General features: G+C 65.7%; 14 protein-coding genes. 5 read left to right on the top strand and 9 right to left on the bottom strand.

Annotation, left to right across the window (positions count from 1 at the left end; all coding sequences use genetic code 11):
• Positions 1-15: 15 nt before the first annotated feature.
• Entirely contained in the window at positions 16-1,734 is a 1,719-nt protein-coding gene (locus KA712_19515; protein MCG5055158.1) for an ABC transporter ATP-binding protein/permease, read from the bottom strand.
• Positions 1,735-2,005: 271 nt separating this feature from the next.
• On the opposite strand from KA712_19515, the gene KA712_19510 reads away from it, so the two are divergent.
• Positions 2,006-2,764 (top strand): 1-acyl-sn-glycerol-3-phosphate acyltransferase, encoded by a 759-nt coding sequence (locus KA712_19510; protein MCG5055157.1) that lies wholly within the window; start codon positions 2,006-2,008, stop codon positions 2,762-2,764.
• 25 nt (positions 2,765-2,789) lie between these two features.
• Here KA712_19510 and hflX read toward each other — a convergent pair whose 3' ends face one another.
• A complete protein-coding gene (gene hflX / locus KA712_19505) occupies positions 2,790-4,106 on the bottom strand; it encodes a GTPase HflX (protein MCG5055156.1) in 1,317 nt (438 codons plus the stop codon).
• 143 nt (positions 4,107-4,249) lie between these two features.
• On the opposite strand from hflX, the gene KA712_19500 reads away from it, so the two are divergent.
• The gene (locus KA712_19500) at positions 4,250-6,607 is read left to right on the top strand and encodes a VCBS repeat-containing protein (protein MCG5055155.1); all 2,358 of its coding nucleotides are present in this window, start codon (positions 4,250-4,252) and stop codon (positions 6,605-6,607) included.
• 25 nt (positions 6,608-6,632) lie between these two features.
• On the opposite strand, the gene KA712_19495 is transcribed toward KA712_19500, so the two are convergent.
• The 4 genes from KA712_19495 to KA712_19480 form a co-directional block, all read right to left on the bottom strand.
• Positions 6,633-7,934: a chloride channel protein gene (locus KA712_19495; protein ID MCG5055154.1), complete on the bottom strand. Its 1,302-nt coding sequence runs from the start codon at positions 7,932-7,934 to the stop codon at positions 6,633-6,635.
• A complete protein-coding gene (locus KA712_19490; GenBank protein ID MCG5055153.1) occupies positions 7,931-8,470 on the bottom strand; it encodes a hypothetical protein in 540 nt (179 codons plus the stop codon). Before KA712_19490 ends, KA712_19495 begins: the two co-directional genes overlap by 4 nt.
• Positions 8,471-8,574: 104 nt before the next feature.
• A complete protein-coding gene (gene gstA / locus KA712_19485) occupies positions 8,575-9,183 on the bottom strand; it encodes a glutathione transferase GstA (GenBank protein MCG5055152.1) in 609 nt (202 codons plus the stop codon).
• 120 nt (positions 9,184-9,303) lie between these two features.
• The gene (locus tag KA712_19480) at positions 9,304-10,719 is read right to left on the bottom strand and encodes an ammonium transporter (protein ID MCG5055151.1); all 1,416 of its coding nucleotides are present in this window, start codon (positions 10,717-10,719) and stop codon (positions 9,304-9,306) included.
• A 262-nt stretch (positions 10,720-10,981) separates the two neighbouring features.
• Between KA712_19480 and KA712_19475 the strand changes: the two genes are divergently transcribed.
• Both KA712_19475 and KA712_19470 read left to right on the top strand, forming a co-directional pair.
• The gene (locus KA712_19475; GenBank protein MCG5055150.1) at positions 10,982-13,060 is read left to right on the top strand and encodes a hypothetical protein; all 2,079 of its coding nucleotides are present in this window, start codon (positions 10,982-10,984) and stop codon (positions 13,058-13,060) included.
• Positions 13,061-13,077: 17 nt separating this feature from the next.
• Positions 13,078-13,752, top strand: a complete 675-nt coding sequence (locus KA712_19470; GenBank protein ID MCG5055149.1) for an MBL fold metallo-hydrolase — start codon at positions 13,078-13,080, stop codon at positions 13,750-13,752.
• 132 nt (positions 13,753-13,884) lie between these two features.
• Here KA712_19470 and KA712_19465 read toward each other — a convergent pair whose 3' ends face one another.
• The 3 genes from KA712_19465 to gyrA all read right to left on the bottom strand — a co-directional run bounded on the left by KA712_19465 (position 13,885) and on the right by gyrA (position 18,273).
• On the bottom strand, positions 13,885-14,238 hold the full coding sequence (locus KA712_19465) for a hypothetical protein (GenBank protein ID MCG5055148.1): 354 nt from the start codon (positions 14,236-14,238) through the stop codon (positions 13,885-13,887).
• A 101-nt stretch (positions 14,239-14,339) separates the two neighbouring features.
• Entirely contained in the window at positions 14,340-15,623 is a 1,284-nt protein-coding gene (gene hemL / locus KA712_19460; GenBank protein MCG5055147.1) for a glutamate-1-semialdehyde 2,1-aminomutase, read from the bottom strand.
• A gap of 31 nt (positions 15,624-15,654) precedes the next feature.
• The gene (gene gyrA / locus KA712_19455; protein ID MCG5055146.1) at positions 15,655-18,273 is read right to left on the bottom strand and encodes a DNA gyrase subunit A; all 2,619 of its coding nucleotides are present in this window, start codon (positions 18,271-18,273) and stop codon (positions 15,655-15,657) included.
• Between the two features lie 571 nt (positions 18,274-18,844).
• On the opposite strand from gyrA, the gene KA712_19450 reads away from it, so the two are divergent.
• Positions 18,845-23,929 carry a hypothetical protein gene (locus tag KA712_19450; protein MCG5055145.1) on the top strand — a complete coding sequence of 1,695 codons (5,085 nt, stop codon included), beginning with the start codon at positions 18,845-18,847 and terminating at the stop codon, positions 23,927-23,929.
• The last annotated feature ends 88 nt before the right edge of the window (positions 23,930-24,017 follow it).

Here is a 24,017-nt window from a genome sequence, read left to right as displayed (position 1 = left end):
CCCCAACAGGGGCGGCTACTGGTACCCCGCAGCTTGCAAACTGAAGAGGTGCGCGTAACGACCGTTGCGCGCCAACAGGGCCTCGTGGGTGCCTTCTTCAGCCACGGTGCCCCCCGCCAGAACCACGATGTGATCGGCCATGCGCACCGTGGGAAAGCGGTGGGAGATGACGATGGTGGTGCGCCCGTGCGCCAGCTCGCGGAAGCGCTGAAACACGGCGTGCTCCGCCTCGGCGTCGAGCGCTGCCGTGGGTTCATCCAAGATCAGGATGTCGGCCTCTTCGCGCATGAACGCGCGGGCCAGCGCCACCTTTTGCCATTGACCCCCCGATAGCTCCGCACCGTCTTTGAACCAGCGGCCAAGCTGCGTATCGAGCCCCTGGGCCAGGCCTTCCACGAAGTCGCGGGCGCCGCCGCGATCGATGGCTCTGCCGATGCGAGGCGCGTCTTCGAGGTGGGCGATGCTGCCCAGGCCCACGTTCTCCCGCAGGAGGAATTGGTACTGGTTGAAGTCCTGGAAGATCACCCCCACGCGCTGCCTCAACGCAACGGGATCCCACTGCCGTACGTCGCGGCCATCGAGGAACACGTGCCCTTCGGTGGGGCGATAAAGGCCGGTCAAGAGCTTGATGAACGTGGTTTTCCCTGCGCCGTTTTCTCCCACCAGCGCCAGGCTCTGCCCCTTGGGGATGAAGACGCTCACGTGCCGCAGCGCCCAGGTGCGCCCATCCGGATAACGAAAGCCCACGTCCTCGAACCTGATGCCCTCTTCGCTCACGCCGGGCGGTGGCGCCTCTTCGTGCGGGAGGGCCGTGGGGATGGCCAGGTACTCGAACAAGTTCTGCATGTAGAGGTTGTGCTCGTAAAGCCCGTTGAGCGAGCTCAAGATCCCCTGGAAAGATTGCTGCCCCTGCCGAAACGCCATCAGGTAAAGCGTCATGTCGCCGAGGGTCAGCTGGTGGGCCACCGTGGCCAACACCACCACCGCGTAGCAAGCGTAAAACGCCCCCGTGCTGAGCAGTGAAAGCACGTACGCCCATCCGGTTCGCCGCACGGCCAGGGCCCTGTCTTCCTGGTAAAAGCGTTCGGCGAGCGTTTCGTAGCGTGCGAGCAGCGCGGGACCGATGCCGAAGAGCTTGACCTCCTTGGCGTGTTCGTCGTTGGCCAGCACATACTCGAGATAGTTGAGGCGCCGTGCATCGGGCGAACGCCAATTGCGCAGGCGGAACGCCATGGCCGAAAACTTCGTTTCGGAGACGAAGGCGGGCACCGCGGCCAGGAGCACCACCGCGAACATCCAGGGCGCAAACGACAGGAGCAAGCTGGCGTACCCCGTGAGGGTCAGCACCTGGCGGATGATCTGGAAGTTTTCCGCCACCAACGCCAGTGGGCGGGACGAGGCTTCGCGGCGCGCCCGCGTGAGCTTGTCGTAAAACTCGGGGTTTTCGAATTGGGGCAGCTCGAGCGCCAGGGCCTTGCGCAAGATCCTCAGGTTGATGTCGACCCCGATGCGTGCCCCCACGAGCTGCCGTACCAGCGCCAAAGCCCGCTCGACCACGGTGACCAGCACCGCAAGGCCCACTTCGAGGAGCACGAGGTCGACCACCCTGTCCGTGACCCCGGCCACCGTGGGGCCTGCGTCGCGGGCGGCCAATACGGCGTCGATAATGAGCTTGGCCACGTAGGCCATGGCCGGAGGCAGCGCCGACGCGAGCACCGTGAGCGCCGCGAGCATGACGGTCCCGGCCCGTGCCGAGTCCCAGACCAGGGTCAGCGTGGGGCCCGTCTGGGCGAAACTGGCCGCAAGCCGCCGCCGCCACGGCGGTCGGGAGGGATCAGGGCTGCGCGAAGGGGCGGGGTGAATCACGGGCGTGCCCAGGCTATGCCAGGAGCGCCCGCAATGCACGCCGCTGCCACACGGGTGTTTCACGCAGAGGCCAAGCTCGTGGCCGAATTGTGGGTTGTGCGCCACACGCAGGCCACACGGCGGGGGGAACCTCGGGCAGATGAGCAAAGTCCCCGAGCTGAATCTGGCAGCAGCGTGGCGTTTGCCCTGGAGGCTTGGTGGCCTCGCGGCCCAGTGCTGGACGCTGCGCCGCGCGCGTGCCGAAGGCCCTCCCCAAAGCGCCGCCGCTTTGCGGGCGGTGGCGGCGCAGGTCCAGCACACCGCGCGTGGCTTGTGCACCGCGCACGGCCTCGAGGTCACACGAGGCGGGGCGATGCCCGAGGGGCCCGTCATCATGGTGGCCAACCACGTCAGCTACGTCGACACGCTGGTGCTGCCCTCGCTCACGCCCAGCACCTGCATCGCCAAACGCGAGGTGGCCGCGTGGCCGGGAGTGGGTCACGTGGCCGAGCGCCTCGGCATCTTGTTCGTGAACCGGGGCGATGCCCACAGCGGTGCGCTCGTGTTGCGCCGCGCCCGGCGTGCCCTGCAGGCGGGCGTGACGGTCATCGCGTACCCCGAGGGTACGACCACGGCGGGCGACCGCTTATTGCCGTTTCACCGGGGCGTGTTCGGGCTCGCACGCCTGATGAACGTGCCCGTATTGCCCGTTTCCATCGAATATGCGGATCCCCGCATCGCCTGGGTGGGTGAAGCCTCGTTTCTGCGCCACTACCTCACCACCGTGGGGGCCACCCGCAAAACGTCCGTGACGGTGCGGCTCGGGCCGCTGTTGCCGCCCGCCGCCTTCGGCAGCGCCCACGCTCTCGCCCAGGCTGCGCGCCAGGTGATTGCACGCAGCTTGTGGGCCTCGGTCTAAGGGGGTCTAAGGGCGTGCGCCAGCGCTAGGCCGCATCGCGGGGCGGGGCCTTTGCGGCGGCTTGTAGCGACGAGATCGTCTGCGCCGGCCCCCGCAAGCGAAACACCACCGCGTCGGCTTCGTAGGTCTCGGAGAGCACCTCGCAGGCCTCGTAGATCGGCCCCCGCAGGTGCTGGGCGGCATAAGGCACGCGCAGCTCGTCTTCGACCAAAAAACGCTGGAAGTGACCGGCGATGGCTTCGTGCAAGTGCCGCACGTCCTCGGGATCGTACGCGGACATGATCACCGCGTCCGGGAACCGCGAAGCAAACTGCTGGGTGGCCTGCACCTGCTCTTCGGCCGAGGCGAAGCGATCAATTTTGTTGAACACCCGCAGACGTGGCAGGTCGTCGGCGCCAATCTCGGCCAACACGCGATCCGTCACGTCCATCTGGCGTCGCCACCCCCGGTCCGACGCGTCGATCACGTGCAGCAGCAAGGAGGCCTCGAGCGCTTCGTCGAGCGTGGTTTTGAAGCTCGACACGAGCCCGTGCGGCAGGTTGTCGATGAAGCCCACGGTGTCGGAGAGCAAAACCCGCGGGCGCGTCTCCGGGTGCAGCGTGCGCACGGTGGTGTCCAGCGTGGCAAAGAGCTTGTCGGCCACGTAGACGGCGCTGCCGGTGAGCGCGCGCATCAGCGTGGATTTCCCCGCGTTCGTGTAGCCCACGAGCGCGACCCGGTTTTGTTCCCGCCGCCGCGCGCGCCGCGTTTGTTGCTCCGTTTCGAGGCTCTCGAGCTCGGCCGTCAGCTCGGCGATGCGATCCCGAATCTTGCGTCTATCCAGCTCCAGACTGGATTCGCCCGCGCCTTTGCCGCCGATGCCTCCCCGTTGCCGGTCGCGCCCCTTGCCCTGCTCGCGCAGCCGCGGCGCCAGGTACTGCAGGCGCACGATCTCCACCTGCGCGCGGGCGGCCCGCGAGTGGGCGTGGCGGTGGAAGATCTCGAGGATCACCGCCGTGCGATCCATCACGTCCACGTCCACCGCGTTTTCCAGGTTGCGGGCCTGTGAGGGCGACAGCTCGTGATCAGTCAATACGAACGTGGCCTGCTTGGCCTCGACGAGGGCAGCGATCTCGGCCAACTTGCCCGATCCGAAATAGGTCCCGGCGTGCAAGGCGTCGCGCTTTTGGGTGACCTCGCCCACCACCTCGAAGCCAAGCGTCGTGGCCAGGCGGCCGAGCTCTGCCAGGCCATCGAGGAAGTCGGCGTCCTCCACGGAGGTCAACTGCACGGCCGCCAAGAGGGCGCGGGGGCGTGCTTCGGGCTCTGGGGACGAGGGCGTCTGATCAGGGGGAGGCTTCATGCGCACAAAGGTGCCCGAGTATAGGGGATCGGCGTGCGTCGTGCCGGAATCGCGCCGTTGTCATCGTCTCCAGGGACCTAACGCATAAAGGCGGCCCATGGCAGACGCAGCCGTTGCGGCCTGGGCTGCTAACCTCGCCCCTCATGAAGCGTCGCAGGTTGTATGGGGGGGGAACCTTGGTGGTGTTGGTGGTCGCGGTCGTGCTGTGGCGCAACCCCTTCGGGGCCCGTACGCGGCTGGCCGACGTGATCTCGCGAGGGGCCCGTACGGCCGGGGCCGCGGCCGCAACGCCCTTGCCACCGCCCGCGGGGCCCCTGCGCTTTCGCTCTGTGGTGGTGGATGCGAAGTTTCATGGCGACTGCAAGGCGGTGGGTGATCTCGATGGGGACGGTCGCCCGGATCTCGTCGTGGGCGGCAAGGGCGGCCTGGCCTTTTTCACGGCCCCGCGTGACGCGGCCAAGGGACGCTGGGTGCGCCACGAGATCGCGAAGGCCACGATCGAGTTCACCACCGACATGCAGCTTGGCGATGTGGACCGCGATGGCGATCTCGACGTGCTCGTGCCAGACGGTGACAAAGGCAACAACGTGCTGTGGTTCGAGAACCCCCAGAAAGAGACGAAGCCGGGCGGCAAGGGCACGTGGCTTCGTCACGAGATCGGGGCCAACGGCGACTGGGCACACGACCTCGAGGTGGCGGATCTGGATGGCGACGGCAAGCTGGACGTGGTCGTTCGCCAGGGCCGCACCACGATCTTTTTCCAGGACCAGCCGGACAGCTGGCAGAAGCTTTCCATCGAGACGAAGGGCCGCGGCGGCACGGCGATTGCCGACCTTGATGGCGACGGCCGTCCCGACCTCGTGCAAAACGGCTATTGGTTGCGCAACCCGGGCGCGCGCGCCAAGGTCTGGGCGCGCCACGAGATCGCGCCGGGATGGCCGGAGGACGTGGGCGTCACCGTGGGCGACGTCAACCGAGACGGTCGGCTCGATGTGTTGCTTTCGCCTGCCGAGGTCCAAGGGCGTTTGGCCTGGTACGAAGCCTCATACACGTTTCCGAAGTCACGGGATGCGGCGTGGACCGAACACGTCATCGCCAAGGACGTGGCCTTCGTGCACACGTTCAAGCTCGAGGACATGAACGATGATGGCGCCCTCGACGTGGTCTTCGCCGAGATGGCGCAGGCGCCGAAGAAGCGTGTGGGCATCCTCTACAGCCGCAAAAACGGACAAGCCTTCGATCTGCAGGTTCTGTCCACGCGCGGATCCCACAACGTGCGTGTGGCCGACTTCGACGGCAACGGCCGCCCGGACGTGGCCGGGGCGAACTGGCAAGGGCCTCCCGTGGAGGCGTGGATGAACGAGGGACCTGATGGCCTCGGCGCGTGGCAGTACCTCGAGATCGATGGCAGCCGCGACGAGCGGGCGTTCGGCTTGACGTTCCCGCGGCGCGCCCAGGGGCACGACATCGTGGCGGGCAGCGTGCACTACGAAAATCCCGGCGGTGACCTCGGGGGCCCCTGGAAGCGCACCGTGCTGCCGCGGCCGCTCGACGTGATGTGGAGCCTGGACGAACGCGCCCAGCCCCCCGGGGCGTTGCCGCCGCTCGTGGGTGAGGCGCTGGGCAAGGTGTACTGGCTCGAACCCAAGGCCGGCGGTTTCGGCAAGCACGTGGCCGCTGCGGGCTTTACGCCCACCGAACACACGAACAGCCAGGGCTACCTGCGCGCACCTCTTTTGCGCGGCCCTTCCCCCGAGCTCGTGTTCACCACCGGCAAAGGGGTGTTCGCCCTGCAGGTGCCCGCCTCCCTCGCGGAGCCCTGGCCCTCGTTTCGCATCACCGGCGATGAAACCACCGAAGACGGGATCGCCGCGGCCGATGTCGATGGTGACGGTTGGGTGGATGTGGCGGCGGCCGGTGGGCCGAAGGGCAACGAGCTTGCGTGGTGGCGCAACCCGGGCCCGGGCAAGGTCACGGCGGGGCCCTGGCAAAAAGCGCCGCTGGGCGAGGTCGAAGGTTGGGCCGATCGCTTGGTGCTGGCGGATCTCGACGGTGATGCGCGCCCGGATCTGGTGGTCTCCGTGGAAAACGGCGCGGCGCAGGGGGCCTCCACATCCTGGTTCAGAAACCCGAAAGAGCCCGCGAAAGGGCCCTGGACGCGCACCCCGATCGCGCTTCAGGGCAGCACCAACGCGCTCGACGTGGCGGACATGGACGCCGACGGCCACCTCGACGTGATCACCGGTGAACACCGCGGCGCCCAGCGTGTGACCGTGTGGCGCAACCTCGGGCGCGCGCGCGGGTTCGCTCCGCACGTGGTGGACGAGGGCAAAGAGAGTCACCTGGGCGCACGCGCGGTGGATCTGGATGGCGACGGCGATCTCGACCTCGTCAGCATCGCGTGGGACGGCTACGCCAAGCTGCACGTCTGGCGCAACGATCGCATTCAGAGCCCCGGAAAAGGCGCCCCCACGGCCGAGGCGTCCCTTCCCGCACCCTGAGGCGGTGTGCCAGGGCTCCTGAAGTTCAGGAGGGCTCTACGTCCTCGTGCGCGCTCTTGGTCGGGTTCGTCTCTGCCGCCACGTCGCGCAGGCGGCGCACGGTGGGCAGGCGTGCGCCCCACTTCGCATGAACGAGCCTTTGCGAAGGGTAAATCGAGCGGTGCCCCGTCAGCAGGTAGGCCATCACGCAGACGATCGCCACGTGGGGAAAGGCTGCGCCGCCCATCAGTTCGACCGCCATCACCGCCAGCGCCAAGGGGGTGTTCGAGGCCGCGGCGAACACCGCCGCCAGGCCCACGCCTGCTGCCAGGGGCCGGGGCAACCCCAAAGGCTCTGCCAAGGTGCTGCCCAAACAAGCGCCCACGAAGAAAAGCGGCGTCACCTCGCCCCCCAAAAAACCCACACTGAGCGTGAGGGCCGTGAATATCAGCTTCAAGAAGAAGGCCATGTCGGGCACGCCCGTTTCGCTGAAGGCCTTCACGATCATCGGTATGCCGAGCCCCAGATAGTCGTTCGTACCCACGAGCTGCCACAGAAGCACCAGCGCCAGACCGCCCAGGGCCATGCGCACAGGCAAAGAGGGGCACTGGCGCTCCGTCCAGCGCTTGAGCGCCTGCGTGAGCTCGATGAAGGTCAGCGTGGTGAGCGCCACGGCGGCCGCGAACACCGCCCATTTTGCGAGCAGCAGCGGCGACAGCGGCACGTAGGACAAGAGGGGGTAGGGCGTGTGCACGATCCCCAGGGCGCGCGTGGTCATGTCCCCCACGACCGACGCCACGAGCGCCGGCAGAAGGGCTCCGTAGGCAAGCTGACCCAGAACCACGACCTCGAGCCCGAACACCACCCCCGCGATTGGCGTGCCGAACACCGAGCCGAAGCCGCCGGCCACGCCGGCCGCCAGCACATGGCGCCGCAGGTTGGGCCGCAGCGAGAGCTTGTGCGCAAGGGTATCGGCCAGGCTGGCTCCCATTTGCACGGCCGTGCCTTCACGTCCCGCGCTGCCGCCGAATAGATGCGTCAGCACCGTACCCACCAACACCATGGGCGCCATCCGGACGGGAAGCCGCGGGCCTTCGTCGTGGATCGTGTCGATCACCAGGTTGTTGCCAGCTCTGATCGACTTGCCGTAGCGCGCGTAGAGCCACCCGATGGCCAGCCCCGCCACGGGCAGCGTGTACACGATCGCCGGGTGGGCCTCGCGCAACGCCGTGGCCTCGTCGAGCAGAAATAGAAAGAGGGCCGAAGCTGCCCCACAGAGGCCCCCCACGAGCGCGCCCAGGACCAGCCACTCGGCGAGCGCCCGGGCCCCCTGGCGCGGCCCGGTCACGGCGTGGGCACCGGGGCGGCTTGCAAGGCGGGGCGGGGCGCAGGCGAAAGCGCAAAGCCCTCGGCCGTCCGCTTCACCTCGAAGAAGGCGTCATCGTGCGTGTAGGGTTGCGCCCGGGCGGCCGGCACGAAGTCACCTTTGTCGCGCGGCACCACCACGTGGGCACGGAAGTCATCGCCGAGCTTGAACGCCAATACGCTGACGTCGTCCCGTCGCTCGAGCCCTACCACCCAGCGCGCATAAAACGGCAGGCCTGCCAAACGCTGCGCAGCGGCCGGGGCGCGGGGGGGCAACACCTGCATCGACGTCCACGTGAACGCGGGCAGATGGCTCATATCCACAGGTGCGCCGCCCCCCTCGTTGAGGGCCCGGGTAATGCGAATGCGCAGCGCCATGTCGCCCGAGCGGGTCCGCAACCCCACGAGCACCGCCCCGAAGAGCAAGGGGCCCAGAATGAACAGGGCCAGCACCCAGAGATTCCGCTGCGGTTTGGCAGCGGCGGGAGCGCCGGTCGGAGCCCGCGACGTGGAAGCCATCGAGGTGGTCATACGCCCGACCGGCATAATACGGAACGTGCCCGGGCGCCACGTGATTCGGCTTGTGCGCCGCGGGCCCTAGGTCGTGTGCCAGGCGGTTTGGTTCAGGCCGTGATCCCCTCGGTCTCGAGCGCTTGCTTCACGGCGGGACGGCTGGCCACGCGGTCGAACCAGGCGGCAAGCGCCGGCCATTGGCTTCGGTCCAGCTTGAACATGGGCATCCAGCGGCTCACCGCAAAGAGATAAGCGTCGGCCACGCTAAAGGTTTGCCCCGTCAGGTAGGGCCCCGCTTCGAGCTCCTGGTTCACGAGCGCGTAGCGTCCCGACAAACGCTCGAGCGCCATGGTTCGGGTGGCTTCCGGCGTCGCAGGGTTGAAGAGCGGGGAGAATTGCTTGTGGATCTCGGTGCCCACGAAGGTCAGCATGGACATCAGTTGGTAGCGTGCGAAGCTGCCGGCCGCGGGCGCCAAACCCGCCTCGGGGGCCTGGTCGGCCAGGTACTGCACGATGGCAGGCCCCTCCGTCAGCACCTGGCCGGGGGCCAGCTCCAGGGCGGGCACGTACCCCTTGGGGTTGATCGTGCGGAAGTCGCGTCCGTCGGCGGTCTCCTTCTTGCGAAGGTCTACCTTGACCGGCTCGAAAGCCAGGCCGGCCTCGCGGGCCACGATGTGGGGGGACAGGGAGCAGGCTCCCGGGGCGAAGAAGAGTTTCATGGTCATGGCGGAGCATTGGATGCGAAAGGACCGGGCCCGTTTCACGTTTTGTGACGCCCCCCAAACGCAAAACGGGGGACCGCCGAAGCGATCCCCCGCCTTGTTTCTACGCTGCCTGCGTTACTCGGCCAGCGCGGGCTTGCTTGCCAAGGAGCCCACGGAGGCCTCCCTCGCGTCGGTCACGACCATCGTGGCGTGGCCCGACGCGCTGGGGAACTCGGGGTAGGCTTCCATGCCGTGCTCGGTGACGTCGAGACCCTCGATCTCCTCCTCAGGGCTGACCCGCAGACCCATGACAGCCTTGACCGCCTTGAAGAGCAGGAAGCTTGCGCCGAACGACCACACGAAGGCCGCCAGCATGCCGATGAGCTGGGTGGAGGTCTGAGCGAAGCCGCCGCCCGTGAACAAGCCGCCTTCCTTCGCGAACAGGCCGGTAGCGAGCGTGCCCCAAGCGCCGTTGACACCGTGAACGGAGACCGCACCGACGGGGTCGTCAACCTTGAGCTTCTCGAAGAAGAGAGCTGCGAAGACGACCAGGACACCAGCAATGAGGCCGGTGAGCAGAGCGTAGGGTACGGACAGGTTTGCGCAACCAGCCGTGATGGCCACGAGGCCAGCCAGTGCGCCGTTGAGCGTGAAGGACGCGTCCGGCTTCTTGAAGAGGAGCCAAGCTGTCACCATCGCGGTGATGGAGCCGCCGGCTGCGGCGATGTTGGTGGTCATCGCGATCACCGCGAACGACCCGCCTCCCACTGCTGTCGTGCTACCGGGGTTGAACCCGAACCAACCGAGCCACAAGATGAAAACGCCCAAGGCCGTGAGGGGCAAGTTGTGTCCGGGCATGGGCATCGACTTGCCGTCCTTGAACTTCCCGATGCGCGGGCCGAGCACAATCGCGCCCGCCAAAGCCGCCCAGCCACCGATGGAGTGGACAACCGTAGAACCGGCGAAGTCGATGAACGCAGGCAGACCCAGGCTGCTCAACAGCCCACCGTCTGGCTTCTCCAGCCAGCCCTTACCCAAGAACAGCCCGCCCCACGTCCAGCTGCCGAAGACGGGATACACGATAGCGGTGATGGCGACCGTGTACGCAAGGTAAGACTTGAACTTCGTGCGCTCGGCCATCGCGCCCGACACGATGGTGGCCGCCGTGGCCGCAAACACCGTCTGGAAAATGAAAAAGGCCCAGCCGAACGACTCGGTGATGCCCTTGGCTTCTGCCAGCGTCTTCCCGTCCGCGCCCACGTTCGTGGGGTCGAAGAAGAAGCCGTTCGTGCCGAAGAAGCCGTTCGTCAGCCCGAACATGAGCCCGAAGCCCACGACCCAGAAGACGATCGATCCGATGGAGAAGTCCATCAGGTTCTTCATGATGATGTTCACCGCGTTTTTCGCGCGGGTCATGCCGGTTTCCACGAGGGCGAAGCCCGCTTGCATGAAGAACACCAGGAACGCGGCCAAACAGGTCCACAGGGTGTTCACGTCATCGAGTGCCGCAGAGGCGGGCGCTGCTTCGTCTGCGCGGGCCGTGCCCACCATGACGGCGAGCAGCGCAGCAGGTAGTAAAAACCGTCGCATGTGATTTCTCCTTGTCATCGGTCAGAAAGTCTTTGGTGGCTTTGTGTTCAAACCTGGGACTCAAGGTACCTGGCTTGCGTTTCCGACACGTTTCTCCTCGTGCAAAACTGAGTAACTAGGTGCGAGCGCTGGGCCAAGTGCCTAAAAAGGCTCGAAAATTCGCCCACCTACATGCTGCCGATTTCGTGCCCGTGAACGCAGACGTGTATGCTTCCGGGGGAAAATGACGCCGAATCGACACACGTCTCTTGGTGCCTTCGCCGTGGTTCTGACCCTTGCAGGTCTGCACTTCGTGCGCGATTCCGCGGCTTTTGCCGCCCCGGTCTTTCTTCAAACCACACCCGCGCACTTCGAGGAAGGTGAAGCGAAGGGCACGATCGTGGCGCCGCCGGGCCAGGTCGAGCCAGGGTTCGAGGCGCAACGCCACGACGTGGACGCAGGGTTCGTCTGGGCCAGTGCGCTATCCCTCGATGGCAATACAGCCTTCTTCGGTACGGGGGATCCGGGCCGTGTGTATGCGCTGCCCACCTCCGGGGGAAGCGCGCGCTTGGTGGCGGAGCTGCCAGAGCCTTGGGTGACAGCCCTGGCGGTGGAGAGCGCCGACACGCTCCTCGTGGCCACCACCCCCGGTGCGAAGATCTACCGCGTCGGCGTGCGTGACGGCAAAACGAGCGTGCTTGCGAAGCTCGACGGCGCGCACGTGTGGGCTCTCGTTCATGACCCGCAAGGCAAGCGGACGTATGCGGGCGTGGGAGGCCCCGGTAAGGTGGTGGTCATCGAAGCGCGCGGCCAAACGAAGACGTTGTGGGACGCGCAGGACCAGCACGTGATCGCGATGGTCCCGGATGGTCGCGGTGCCGTGCTGGTCGGTACTGCCGAAAAGGCCATCCTCTTCCGCGTGACGGCCGAGGGCCAGGCGCGCGCGCTGCACGACTTCGAGGCCGATGAAGTCAGGGCCGTGGCCAAGGTGGGCAAGGACCTCTACGTCGCGGTCAATCGTTTCGAGGGAGGCGAGCCCGAGCCCGCCGGCAGCAACGACAAGGGTGCCAAGGGCACGCCGCTCGTTACGGGCGGCAAATCACCCGCGGCCCCGGGCACGTTGCCGCGTCCCGGGGCGCCCAAAGGCAAGGGGGCCGTTTACCGTCTCGAACCTTCGGGTGCGATCGAGGAGATCCTCAGTCTCGATACCGGCTATTTCACGGCGCTGCTGGCGGGTGACGGCCACGTGTTTGCGGCCGCGGGCACCGAAGGCAAAGTGTACCGCGTGGACGCCGAAGGCCAGGCCGTGTTGATGCTAGATGTGCCTGAAAGGCAGGCGCTTACGCTCGCGCCGCACGCGCAGGGGCTCTGGGTGGGCACCGGAGACGGGGCCGCCCTATTCCGGGCCGTGCCTGCGTCGCCGAAGTCGGCCCTTTACCTTTCCAAGGTGTTCGACGCCAACCGTCCCGCGCAGTGGGGACAGCTGCGCTACGACGCTTCGATGGCGCTGCCTTTCGAGACACGCGCGGGAAATACGGCCAAGCCCGACGACACCTGGGAGGCCTGGACGGCCCTTGCCTCTGCGTCCTTTGATGCCAGCGAGGGCGAAGGGCGCATGGCGAGCGCGCCCGGCCGCTATTTGCAGTACCGCACCTCGCTCCCCCCGGGCGCCGTGTTGCGCGAGATCGCGCTTCATTACCAACCGCAGAACACGCGTCCCCGGGTGACGGAGCTTTCCCTTGCGGAAGCAGAGCCCAAGGCAAGCGACGTTCGCGAGCACGCTTCTGTGCTCAAGCTCCGCTGGAAGGTGGAGAACCCCGACGCGGATCAGCTGGCTTACGAGCTTGCGTACAAAAGCGAAGAGGATGAGGCGTGGCGACCCCTCGGCCCCACCGAGGCCCCGCTCACCAAATCCGAGTACGACTGGAACACCGAGACGGTCCCCGACGGCCGCTACGTGGTGCGCATCGAGGTCACGGATGCCCCCTCCGTGGCGCAAGATCGAGCGCTGTCATCCACCTTCGTCTCGCCGCCGCTCCTCGTCGATAACGCGCGGCCTACGGTCACCGGCCTGCAAGCGCGCCTGCCCACGATCACAGGCGAGGCCTCGGATGCCGCCTCGCCCCTGACCCACATCGAGTTCTCCGTGGACGGAGGCCCCTGGCAGCCGGTGTCCCCCAACGACGGCCTGCTCGACCAACGACGAGAGGCCTTCAGCTTTCGCGTGCCGCACCTGACCCGCGGCGCCCACGTGGTGGCGGTGCGCGCCTACGACGCCGCGAACAACCTGGGCGTGGCCGAGCTCGTGGTCGAGTTGAAATAAAGACGAAGAGGTTCCCCATGCATGCCACCGATACCGCTCATTTGCCTCCTGCCCCTTCCGTGTTGCAGACGGAGGTCGGCCTGCTCCAGAACTTTTGCGAGCTGCTCTACTGCCCTCAGACGAAAGAAGCCGCGCTGGTGGATCCGGCCTTCGAGGTGGATCGGCTGCTGCGCATGGCGAGTGACACGGGCGTTCACGTCAAGCACGTGCTCATCACCCACACGCATCACGACCACATCGAGGGGCTTGCGGACACGGTCGCGGCCACCGGAGCCCGCGTGTACGTTCACCCGCACGAGGTCGAAAAAGTGCGGCCCCTTTGCCGCGAGATCACGCTCGTCTCCGATCGGCTCGACATCGCCATCGGGCACACCGGCGTGCGGGCGCTCGAGACCTTTGGCCACACCCGTGGTGGCACCTGCTTCCTCGCGGACGGTTTCGTCATCACGGGAGACGTGTTGTTCGTCAGCGGCTGCGGGCGCACCGACTTCCCGGGGGGCAGCACGGAGGCCCTGTGGCAGAGCCTGAACCGGCTCATGGGCCTTCCCGAGGAGACCATCGTTTACCCCGGGCACAACTATGGCCGCACGCCCACGTCCAGCATGGGCCGCGAGATGCTCGAAAACCCCTACCTGCGGTGCGACAGCTTCGAGGCCTTCCGCACCCTGCGCGAACGCGTGCGCAAGGCCTGAGCCAACGCCCCACTTGCGACGGCACGCGACGTCGCGCTTCGAAACGAAGAAAGGCGCCCTCCCGCTTTTGCGGGGACGCCTCTTCGTCTTGATGGGCGGGGCCCGGCGTTGCCGGCCCTCGCCGTGCAGCCTTTAGGCTTTGGCTTTGGCAGCCGCGGCCTTGAGCCGACGGCTGGCCACGCGCTCGAGGTCGAGCAGGCGCGCCGACGAAAACGAGCCGAGCTTGGCCACGAAGTCCTTGTCCTTGCTCTTGCTCATGGCCGAAGCCGTGGCTTCCACGAGCTTGTCGTGCGAGCCGAACTTGTCGTCGGTGGTCTTGCAGGCAGCGTGGAGCTTCAGGAGCTTGGCGTTCGAGGCTCCCAGCAGGCGCTTCCGCAGGTCGTCCTTGTTCTCGTCGGTCTGCTTGCTGAGCATGGCCACGATCTGGTCGACCAGCTTGTCCTTGTTCTCGAATTTCGCTTTGACGATGGCGAGCGGGGCGGGCATGGGAAAATCCTGTGTACGGTTTGCCTTGAAAAGGGAGGCCTTCTATAGCCCACAAACTGCCCGGACGCCACCCCCAAGGCGGGGTTGGGCCCGATGGGGGGTCAGGCCAACGTGGCGAAGGTCTCCTGCGCCGCGGCAATACACGTGTCGATCTCGTCTGCTGTATGAGCCCCGCAGATGAATCCGGCCTCGAGCTGGGCCGGGGGCAGATAAACGCCCCTGTCCAGCATGCCGTGGAAAAACCGGCCGAACTTCGCCGCGTCCGCCTTTTTGGCCGTGGCGAAGTCCACCACCTCCGTGCGGGTGAAAAACACGGTCCAGGCCGAGCCCAGCCGTTGCACCCGGGCCGCCACGCCGGTGGCCTCGATGGCGGCGTTGAGGCCGGCTTCCAGCCGGGCGCCCAGCACCTCGAGCCGCTCGTAGAGCGCAGGCGTCAGCTTCTTCAGAGCGGCGAGGCCCGCGGCCATCGCCAGGGGGTTGCCCGACAGGGTGCCCGCCTGATACACGGGCCCCTCCGGCGCGATTTTGCCCATGATGTCGGTGCGGCCGCCGTAGGCCCCCATGGGAAGCCCACCGCCCACGATCTTTCCGAGGCAGGTGAGGTCGGGCCGCACGCCGAAACGTCCCTGAGCGCCGCCAGGGCCTGCACGGAAGCCAGTGATGACCTCGTCGAAGATGAGCAGAGCCCCGTGCTCGTCACAGAGCTTCCGTGCCTGCTCCAGGTAGCCGGGACGGGGATGCACCAGGCCCATGTTGCCGGGGATGGGCTCGAGGATGAGTGCTGCCACCTGGCCCGGGTTGGCCTTGAAGAGGGCCTCGAGCGCGGCCACGTCGTTGAAGGGGCAGAGCAGCGAATCGGCCACGGCGGCCGCCGTGACCCCCTCCGAACCGGGAATGCCCAAGGTGGCGGCGCCCGACCCTGCAGACACGAGCAGCATGTCCGCGTGGCCGTGATAGGCGCCCTCGGTCTTGATGATCTTGCTGCGGCCCGTGAACCCTCGGGCCAGCCTGAGCGCCGACATCGTGGCTTCCGTGCCCGAAGACACGAAGCGCATGCGCTCCATCGACGGAAACGCCTGGCGGATGGCCTCGCCCAGCCAGATCTCCCGCTCGGTCGAGGCGCCGAAGGTGGTGCCCGAGGCGGCGGCTTCGACGAGGGCCGCGTGCACGTCCGGGTCCGCGTGCCCGAGGATCGTGGGCCCCCAGCTGCTCAGAAAATCCAGGTACCGGTTCCCGTCGGCGTCCCAGACGTAGGCCCCCTGAGCGCGCGCCAGGAAAATGGGTGTGCCGCCCACCGCCTTGAAGGCCCGCACGGGGCTGTTCACACCGCCGGGAAACAGCTGTTGCGCCGTCTCGAACAGGGCCAGGGACTTGTCTCGCTTCACGTGGTGGTCCTCCCGCGTTGATGCCGCACGGCTACTCCTCGTCGCCCGCGTCCTCGCCCTCGTCGTCGGCGATGTCTTCGTCGTCTGCTTCGGCCTCGTCGCCCAGATCCTCTTCCGCTAGAGGAGCCCCCGCGAGCTCGGCCCGCGCCGCTGCCACCTCGGGAGAGACCTCACGCTCTTCGTCGTCTTCGGCCTCGGCAAGCCGCTCCATGGCCACCACCTTTTCGCCCTCCTCGAGACGAATCAAGCGCACGCCCTGGGTGTTGCGGCCAATCGTGGGCACGCCGTCCACCGGCATGCGGATCAGCTTGCCGCCGTCGGTGATGATCATCAGATCGTCTTCGTCTCCCACGAGCCGCAGCGAAACCACCTTGCCGTTGCGCTCGGTGGTCTTGATGGTGATGACACCCTTGCCGCCGCGCCCCTTGGTGGGGTAGTCCGAGGTCGGCGTGCGCTTGCCGAACCCGCGTTCGCACACGGTGAGCAGCGTCACGGTGCCGTCCCGCGGGATCACCGCCATGCCCACCACTTCGTCGTTCGGGTCCCGCAGGTTGATGCCCCGCACGCCGCGCGCGGTTCTGCCCATGGGCCGCACGGTCTCCTCGCGGAAGCGAATGGCCCAGCCATTGCGTGTGCCCATGAGGAAATCGCTCGAGCCCGCGGTGATGCGGACGGCGATGAGATCGTCGTCGTCGTCGATGGACAGGGCGATGATGCCGGTGGTCCGAATGGCAGAGAAGGCGTGCAGCGAGGTCTTTTTGATGACGCCCTTGCGCGTGGCCATGGCCACGTAAGCCCCCTCCGAGAACTCGCGCACGGGCTGAAGCGCCACCACCCGTTCCCCCTCTTGCAGGGGAATAAGGTTCACGAAGGCCTTGCCCTTGGCATAGCGGCCGGCTTGCGGGATCTGCCAGATCTTCTTCGAGTAGCAGCGGCCCTTGTTCGTAAACATCAAGAGCACATCGTGGGTGGACGCCACGAAGAGCTGCGCCACGAAGTCTTCGTCGTGCGTGGTGGCGCCCTTGACACCGCGCCCGCCGCGGCGTTGCGCCTTGTATTCGGTCTCGGCGTTTCGCTTGACGTATCCGCCGTGGGTCACGGTGACCACCATGTCCTCTTCGGCGATCATGTCCTCGATGTCGATGTCGGTCTCGTCGACGTCGAGAATCTCGGTGCGGCGGTCGTCTCCGTAGAGCGTGCGCACCTCTTCGAGCTCGGCCACGACCACGTCCATGAGCACTTTGTCACTGGCCAAGATGGACTCGAGGCGCGCGATGAGCGCGGCCACCTCACGCATCTCGGCCTCCAAAGCCTCGATCTCGAGGCCGGTCAGCTTGGCGAGGCGCATATCCAAGATCGCCTGCGACTGCCTCTGGGACAGGCCAAAGGTGCCCATCAAGGAAGCGCGCGCCGATTCGGTGTCGCGCGAGCTGCGGATGATCCGGATCACCTCGTCGATGTTGTCGACGGCGATCTTGAGGCCCTGCAGGATGTGCATGCGGTCGCGGGCCTTCGCCAGCTCGTAGGCCGTGCGTCGGGTGACCACCTCGCGGCGGTGCTGGATGAAGTGCTGCAAGCACTGCTTGAGCGTCACCATCTCGGGGCGACCATCCACGATCGCCACCATGTTCACGCCGAAGCTCTCCTGCATCGGCGTCATCTTGTAGAGATTGTTCAGCACCACTTCGGAGACCGCGTCGCGCTTGAGCTCGATCACGATCCGCATGCCTTCGCGATCGGATTCGTCGCGAATGTCCGAGATGCCTTCGATCTTCTTCTCGCGCACCAGCTCGGCGATTTTCTCGATGAGCCGGGCTTTGTTCACCTGATAGGGAATCTCGGTGGCCACGATCGTCTTGCGGCCCGTTTTGGGGTGCTCTTCGACGTTCGTGCGCGCGCGCATCACGACGCTGCCACGCCCGGTGCTGTAGGCCCGACGCACGCCCGCCCGGCCGCAGATGAAGCCTCCCGTGGGGAAATCGGGCGCAGGCACGTGCTCGAGCAGGTCTTCCCACCCCATGTCGGGGTTCTTCACCATCGCGATCGTGGCAGAGATGATCTCGCGTAGGTTGTGGGGCGGGATGTTCGTGGCCATGCCCACCGCGATGCCCGAAGCGCCGTTGACCAGCAGGTTGGGGATGCGGGTGGGAAGAACGGTGGGTTCGACCTCTTTGTCGTCGTAGTTCGGCTGGAAGTCGACCGTTTCCTTGTCGATGTCGGACAGGAGCTCCTGGCCGATCTTCTCCATGCGGCACTCGGTGTACCGGTAAGCCGCCGGGGGGTCGCCGTCGATCGAACCGAAGTTGCCCTGGCCGTCGATGAGCGGGTAGCGCATCGAGAATTCCTGCGCGAGGCGCACGAGCGCGTCGTAGGCGGCGGCGTCACCGTGGGGGTGAAACTTACCGAGCACTTCGCCGACCACGCGCGCGCACTTGATGTACGGCCGGTTCCACACGTTGTTCATCGTGTGCTGCGTGTAAAGGATGCGGCGGTGGACCGGCTTGAGGCCGTCTCGAATGTCGGGCAGAGCCCGCGAGACGATGACGCTCATGGCGTAGTCCATGAACGACGACTTCATCTCTTCTTCGATCGAGACCGGAACCCGGAAGCCACCCGCGCCGGGGGGGCCGGCCGGCGGCGCCGGGGGCATCGGGGGAGATCCAGAACCGTTGGCGCCTTCCACGGAGGTCATGCGCTGCGGACCCTATCAAGAGCGCCCCCCGAAATCGATAAGCAATCGTCATCGTTGGGAAACATGCCCGGGGAGGGGGGGCTGGGCCTCGCGTGGTCCGTCTGGGGCTCCGTTGAGTCTTTGGATAGTAACGCAAAGTGACACCGTCACGGAGTGATGCAAGCCACACCAGGGTCCTTGTCCGACATGGCAGGAGAGGGCCTACACAAAGGCCGACAGCACTCGATATGCGAATAACCCGATGGAAGAGCGCCGAAATCCAGCGCACTGCTACGCGTTGCAGGCGTGCGGGGACGTCCTCTATGCCCAACGCAGGCACGCTAGATATGGCTAGTCATACTTCTGACGGACTTGGTCGGACAGTTCTGGTAATCGAACGGGCAGGTGTGTAAACTTCGGCGCCATGAACGGGATGCTTGGTTCAATTAACAGGGTAAGAGTCTTTAGTTTCCTGGGCTTAGCCACGATGCTCGGGTGCTTCGGAGGGTGCGGTGACGACTCCTCCGGCAAGAGCAAGGCGGCCGTCAACGTGACGCCAACGACGGGGCTCACCACCACGGAGGCCGGGGGCCAAACCTTCTTCACGGTGTCTCTGGGCGCCCGTCCCAGCGCGGACGTCACGATTGCGCTGTCGACCAATGACCCCACCGAGGGCACGGTCTCGCCCGCCACGCTGACCTTCACCAAGGACAACTACAACGGCGCACAGGTCGTGACCGTCACGGGCGTCGATGACGCTCAGGCAGACGGTAACGTGGCTTACGCCATCGTACTGGCGCCCGCGACCAGCACCGACAAGAAGTACAACGGCATGGACCCCGCCGACGTTGCGGTTGCCAACGTCGACAACGAAACGGCCGGAATCACCGTGACGCCCGTTGCGGGCCTGCGGACCACCGAGGCGGGAGGCGCGGCGACTTTCACCGTCGTGCTGAACAGCCAGCCCACGGGAGACGTCACCATCCCCGTGGCGAGCAGCGACCCCACGGAAGGCTTGGCCGCGCCGGTTGCGCTGGTATTTACTCCCGTCAATTATGCCGCGCCGCAGATGGTCACCGTAACGGGTGTCGATGATACGGAGGCGGACGGCGAAGTGGCTTACACCGTGGTGCTCGGAGCCACCACCAGCGTGGACCCCGCCTACAACGCGCTCGATCCCGCCGACGTGGCTTTGGGCAACGTCGACAATGACACCGCAGGCGTGTCGGTCGAACCCACCACCGGGTTGGTGACCAGCGAAACAGGTACCACGGCCACCTTTCAGGTGCGCCTCAACACCCAGCCAAGCGCCGACGTGACGATCCCGCTGGCCAGCAGCGACGTGGGCGAAGTCACCGTTGAACCGGCCGCCCTCGTCTTCACTGCGCTGAATTGGAACGCGCCGCAAGCGGTCACCGTCAAGGGCGTCGAAGACGACGTCGCCGACGGCAGCCAGCCCTTTACCATCAACGTCGGGCCCGCTACCAGCGCCGACCTCGGCTACAACACCTTCAACCCCGCAGACGCCACAGGCGTCAACACCGACAACGACTCTCCGGGGTTCGTATTCGCTCCGCTCGTGGCCCTTACGACCACGGAAGCGGGTGGTCAGGCGACCTTCACGGTTGCGCTGCAGAGCAAGCCTTCGGCCGCCGTCACGATCACGCTGGTGAGCAACAAACCGACGGAAGGCACGGTCTCTCCGGCCTCGTTGACGTTCTCGACCGACGATTGGAACGCACCGAAGCCGGTGACCGTCACAGGCGTCGACGACCAAGCCGCCGATGGCAATCAGGTGTACGCGGTCGTGACCGGTGCCGCGACCAGCGCCGACCTGGGCTACAACGGGGTCGACCCCGTCGACGTGCCCGTGACGAACACCGACAACGACACGCCCGCGATCGTTGTGAACGCAGCATCAAATCTGGGCACAACCGAGGCGGGCGGAACCGCCACCTTCACCGTCTCTCTGCAGACGCAACCCGCAGCCAACGTGACCATCGCGGTGTCGAGCGACGATGCCACCGAAGGCACGGTGTCTCCCGCTCAGCTCATCTTCACGCCGACCGACTGGAGCGGCATCAAGACCGTGACCATCACCGGGGTGAACGACGACATCGCCGACGGAAACCAGACCTACAAGGTGATTTTGGCCGCCGCGGTCAGCCCGGATGCCGCCTACAACACGCTGGATGCTGCGGACGTCACCGTATCGAACACCGACAACGACAGCCCGGGTGTGACCGTGAGCCCCACGGGGGGATTGGTGACGACGGAGAGCGGTGGGCAGGCTACTTTCTCTCTCGTGCTCCGGAGCCGTCCGTCTGCCGACGTGACCTTCCCGATTTCAAGCAGCGATACGACGGAGGGTACCGTTTCCTCGGGTAGCGTCACCTTCACGCCGGATTCGTGGAACAGCGCTCGAACCATCACGGTCACCGGTATCAATGACGACCTGGCAGACGGCAACCAGCCCTACACCATCGTGATTGGCACGGCCACGAGCGAAGACCCGACCTACCGGCTCAACCCTGATGACGTGACCGTATCCAATACCGACAACGACAGTGCAGGTTTCGCGATCACCCCGACCGAAACGCTCGTCACCACGGAGAGGGGCGGAAAGGCCAGCTTCGTCATCAAGCTCACCTCGCGCCCTGCGGAAGGAACCACCGTCACGGTGAACTTCACGAGCAGCGACACAACAGAAGGTACGGTCTCGCCGGCATCCTTCGTGTTCAATCCCAACAACTGGAACGCAGAGAACCGAGTTGAGATCACGGGAGTACCCGATCAGCTCTTCGACGGCGACCAGGTTTACACGATCGTGACCTCGGAAGCGGTGAGCACGGATCCGAACTACACGGGAAAGAATCCCCCGGACGTCAGGGTCGTCAACGAAGACGCGGACCCGGGTGTGGTCGTGGTTCCGGTGGCTGGGCTTACCACCACCGAGCTCGGCGGAACCGCCACGTTCCGTGTTTGGCTGAACACGGCACCCGCCGGCGACGTGAGCATCACTCTCGCCAGCAGCGACCAGGGCGAGGGCGAGATTGACAAGACGCAGCTGGTTTTCACCCCCGTCACCTGGGAGAGCCCCCAGACGGTGACCGTCACGGGACAGGACGACGAGTTCGCCGATGGCCCTCAGGAATTCACGATCGTGACCAGCCTGACGTCCAGCGCCACCGATCCAGCGTACAACAACCTCGTGGTGGACGACGTCAAAGTCACCAACATCGACGACGAGACGGAAGGCGTCAACGTGGGCCCCATCTCTGGAAACACCAGGGAAGACGGAACCACCGCGAAGTTCACCGTGGTGCTGAACTCGAGGCCTACCCAGGATGTGGAGATCGGGCTCGAGAGCTCGAACCCCGCAGAAGGCACGGTCGACAAGGCCAAGCTGACCTTCACGAGCGCCAACTGGAACGCCCCGCAAACCGTCACCGTTACCGGCCAAAACGACAACGTGGCGGACGGCCCGCAGAGCTACACGATCCGATTGCTCACGGCGGTGAGCGGGGACGCGAAGTACGCAGTCATCGACCCCGCGGACGTGACTGTCGTGAACGTGGATGACGAAACGGCAGGAGTCACGGTGAGTCCCACCGTGCTCGTCACCAACGAACAGCGGACCTTGGCACCCCAGTTCTCCGTGGTACTCGACAGCGAGCCGCGGGATGTCGTGACCATCGCCGTGCAGAGCAGCAACACCGCAGAGGGCACCGTCAACAAGAGCTCGCTCGTCTTCACGCCAGAAAACTGGGCGACACGTCAGTTCGTGACCGTGCAGGGCGTAGATGACCCTATCCAGGACGGAGACCGCTCCTACAGCATCGTGCTGTCCCCGGCGACCAGCACCGATCCTCAGTACGCCAATCGAGATCCGGCGGACGTGGTTGTCACAAATATCGACAACGACACAGCCAACATCCTGGTTCTTGCGAACTCGGGTCTTCAGACGACCGAGGCGGGCGGCATCGCCAAATTCGAGATCGTTTTGCAGACTCAGCCCACGGCCAACGTGACCATTCCGCTTCGCAGCGGGGACATCACGGAGGGCATCGTGACCCCCGCCTCCCTCGTATTCACGGCTGACAACTGGAACGGACCCCAGGAAGTCACCATCACGGGTGTGAACGACGAGGAGGCAGACGGGGACCAGGTGTTCGACGTGATCACCGATCCCGCCACGAGCACGGATGCCAACTACAACCAGAAGAACGCTGCAAATGTTTCGATCACGAACAAGGACGACGAGACCGCAGGGTTCATCGTCACGGCGCCCGAGGAAGGCCTGGTCACGGACGAATCGGGCAAACAGGACAAGTTCACGATTCGCCTGACCTCTCGGCCTGTTGCAGACGTGACCGTCACCTTGAGCGTCGACAACGACGAGGCCACGGTGAGCCCCACGACGTTGACCTTCAACAGCATCAACTGGAAGGGTGAACAGGAAGTGACCGTCACGGGCCGTGACGATTTTGTGAAGGACGGAAACGCCACTTACAGAGTCATCACGAGCGCGGCTGAAAGTGGCGACAGCAAGTACGACGACGTCAACCCGCAGGACGTGCTTGGTACGAATGGCGACAACGACAGCGCGAGCGTCAGGGTCGTTTTGGACCAAGCCATTTCCGTCACGGAAGACGGTTCGCAAACCGCGACGTTCTACTTGGTGCTCACCTCCCAGCCGAAGGGGAACGTGACTGTGCCCAACATCCGGGTGTCGGATGCATCGGCGGCCACGCTGAGCGTGTCCTCCATCCAGATCACACCCCAAGACTGGGACGGACGCAAGTTCATCACCGTCACGGGCAAGAACGACTTCGTGGCGGATGGCAAGCAGCCCTTCCTCATCGAGTTCGGCGCTCTCGTCAGCCCGGACGATGCTGACTACGCTGGGCTTACGGTCGACCCCGTGCCTGGCGAGACGTTGGACGACGAGTCGGCAGGCGTTTTGGTGACGCCGAGGACCGGTCTCGTCACCAACGAGAACGGTGCCGTGGCCACCTTCAAGGTGCGCTTACTCTCCGAGCCGAAGGCGCCGGTTACTGTGTCCTTCGCAGCGGCCCAGGGTGACGAGCTCAAGGCGATTGCGCCGATCGTGTTCACGCCCAATGGCCCGAATGCGTGGAACGTGGAAAAGACGGTGTCCGTGCAAGGGACAGACGATGATGTGGCAGACGGAAACAGGTCCTTCCAGATCACCGTGAGTTCCACGTCGGCGACCGACCCCGAGTACAACGACAAGACCTGGGGAACCGTCACCGGCACGAACAACGACGACGAGACGCCAAACTTCACCGTGTCGCGCCGGAGGGGCCTCGTGACCACCGAGAGCGGCGGACAGGACTCCTTCACCGTGGTCCTGGATTCGCAGCCCAAGCAAGAGGTCGTTATCACCCTGACGGCCAACCCGGAAGAAGGCAGTCTGGACAAGACCTCGCTGACCTTCAACGCCATGAACTGGAAGGATCCACAAACGGTGACGGTGACGGGAGTGGACGACCAAGTGTCGGACGGCAACCAGTCGTACTTCATCGTCCTGAGCCCTGCCTCGAGCAGCGACCCCGACTACAAGGTCCTGCCGAGCCAATCGGTTGAAGTAACGAACAGCAGCAACGAGTAACGCCAGCTTCAAGCGGACTCGGAAAGAGGGGCGCTCCGGTTACCGGGGCGCCCTTTTTTCGTGGGCGGGGCGACGGCTTCGCCAGATC

Source organism: Myxococcales bacterium (genome assembly GCA_022184915.1).
GTDB lineage: Bacteria > Myxococcota_A > Polyangia > Fen-1088 > Fen-1088 > JAGTJU01.
This window is presented reverse-complemented; position numbering and strand designations above follow the sequence as displayed.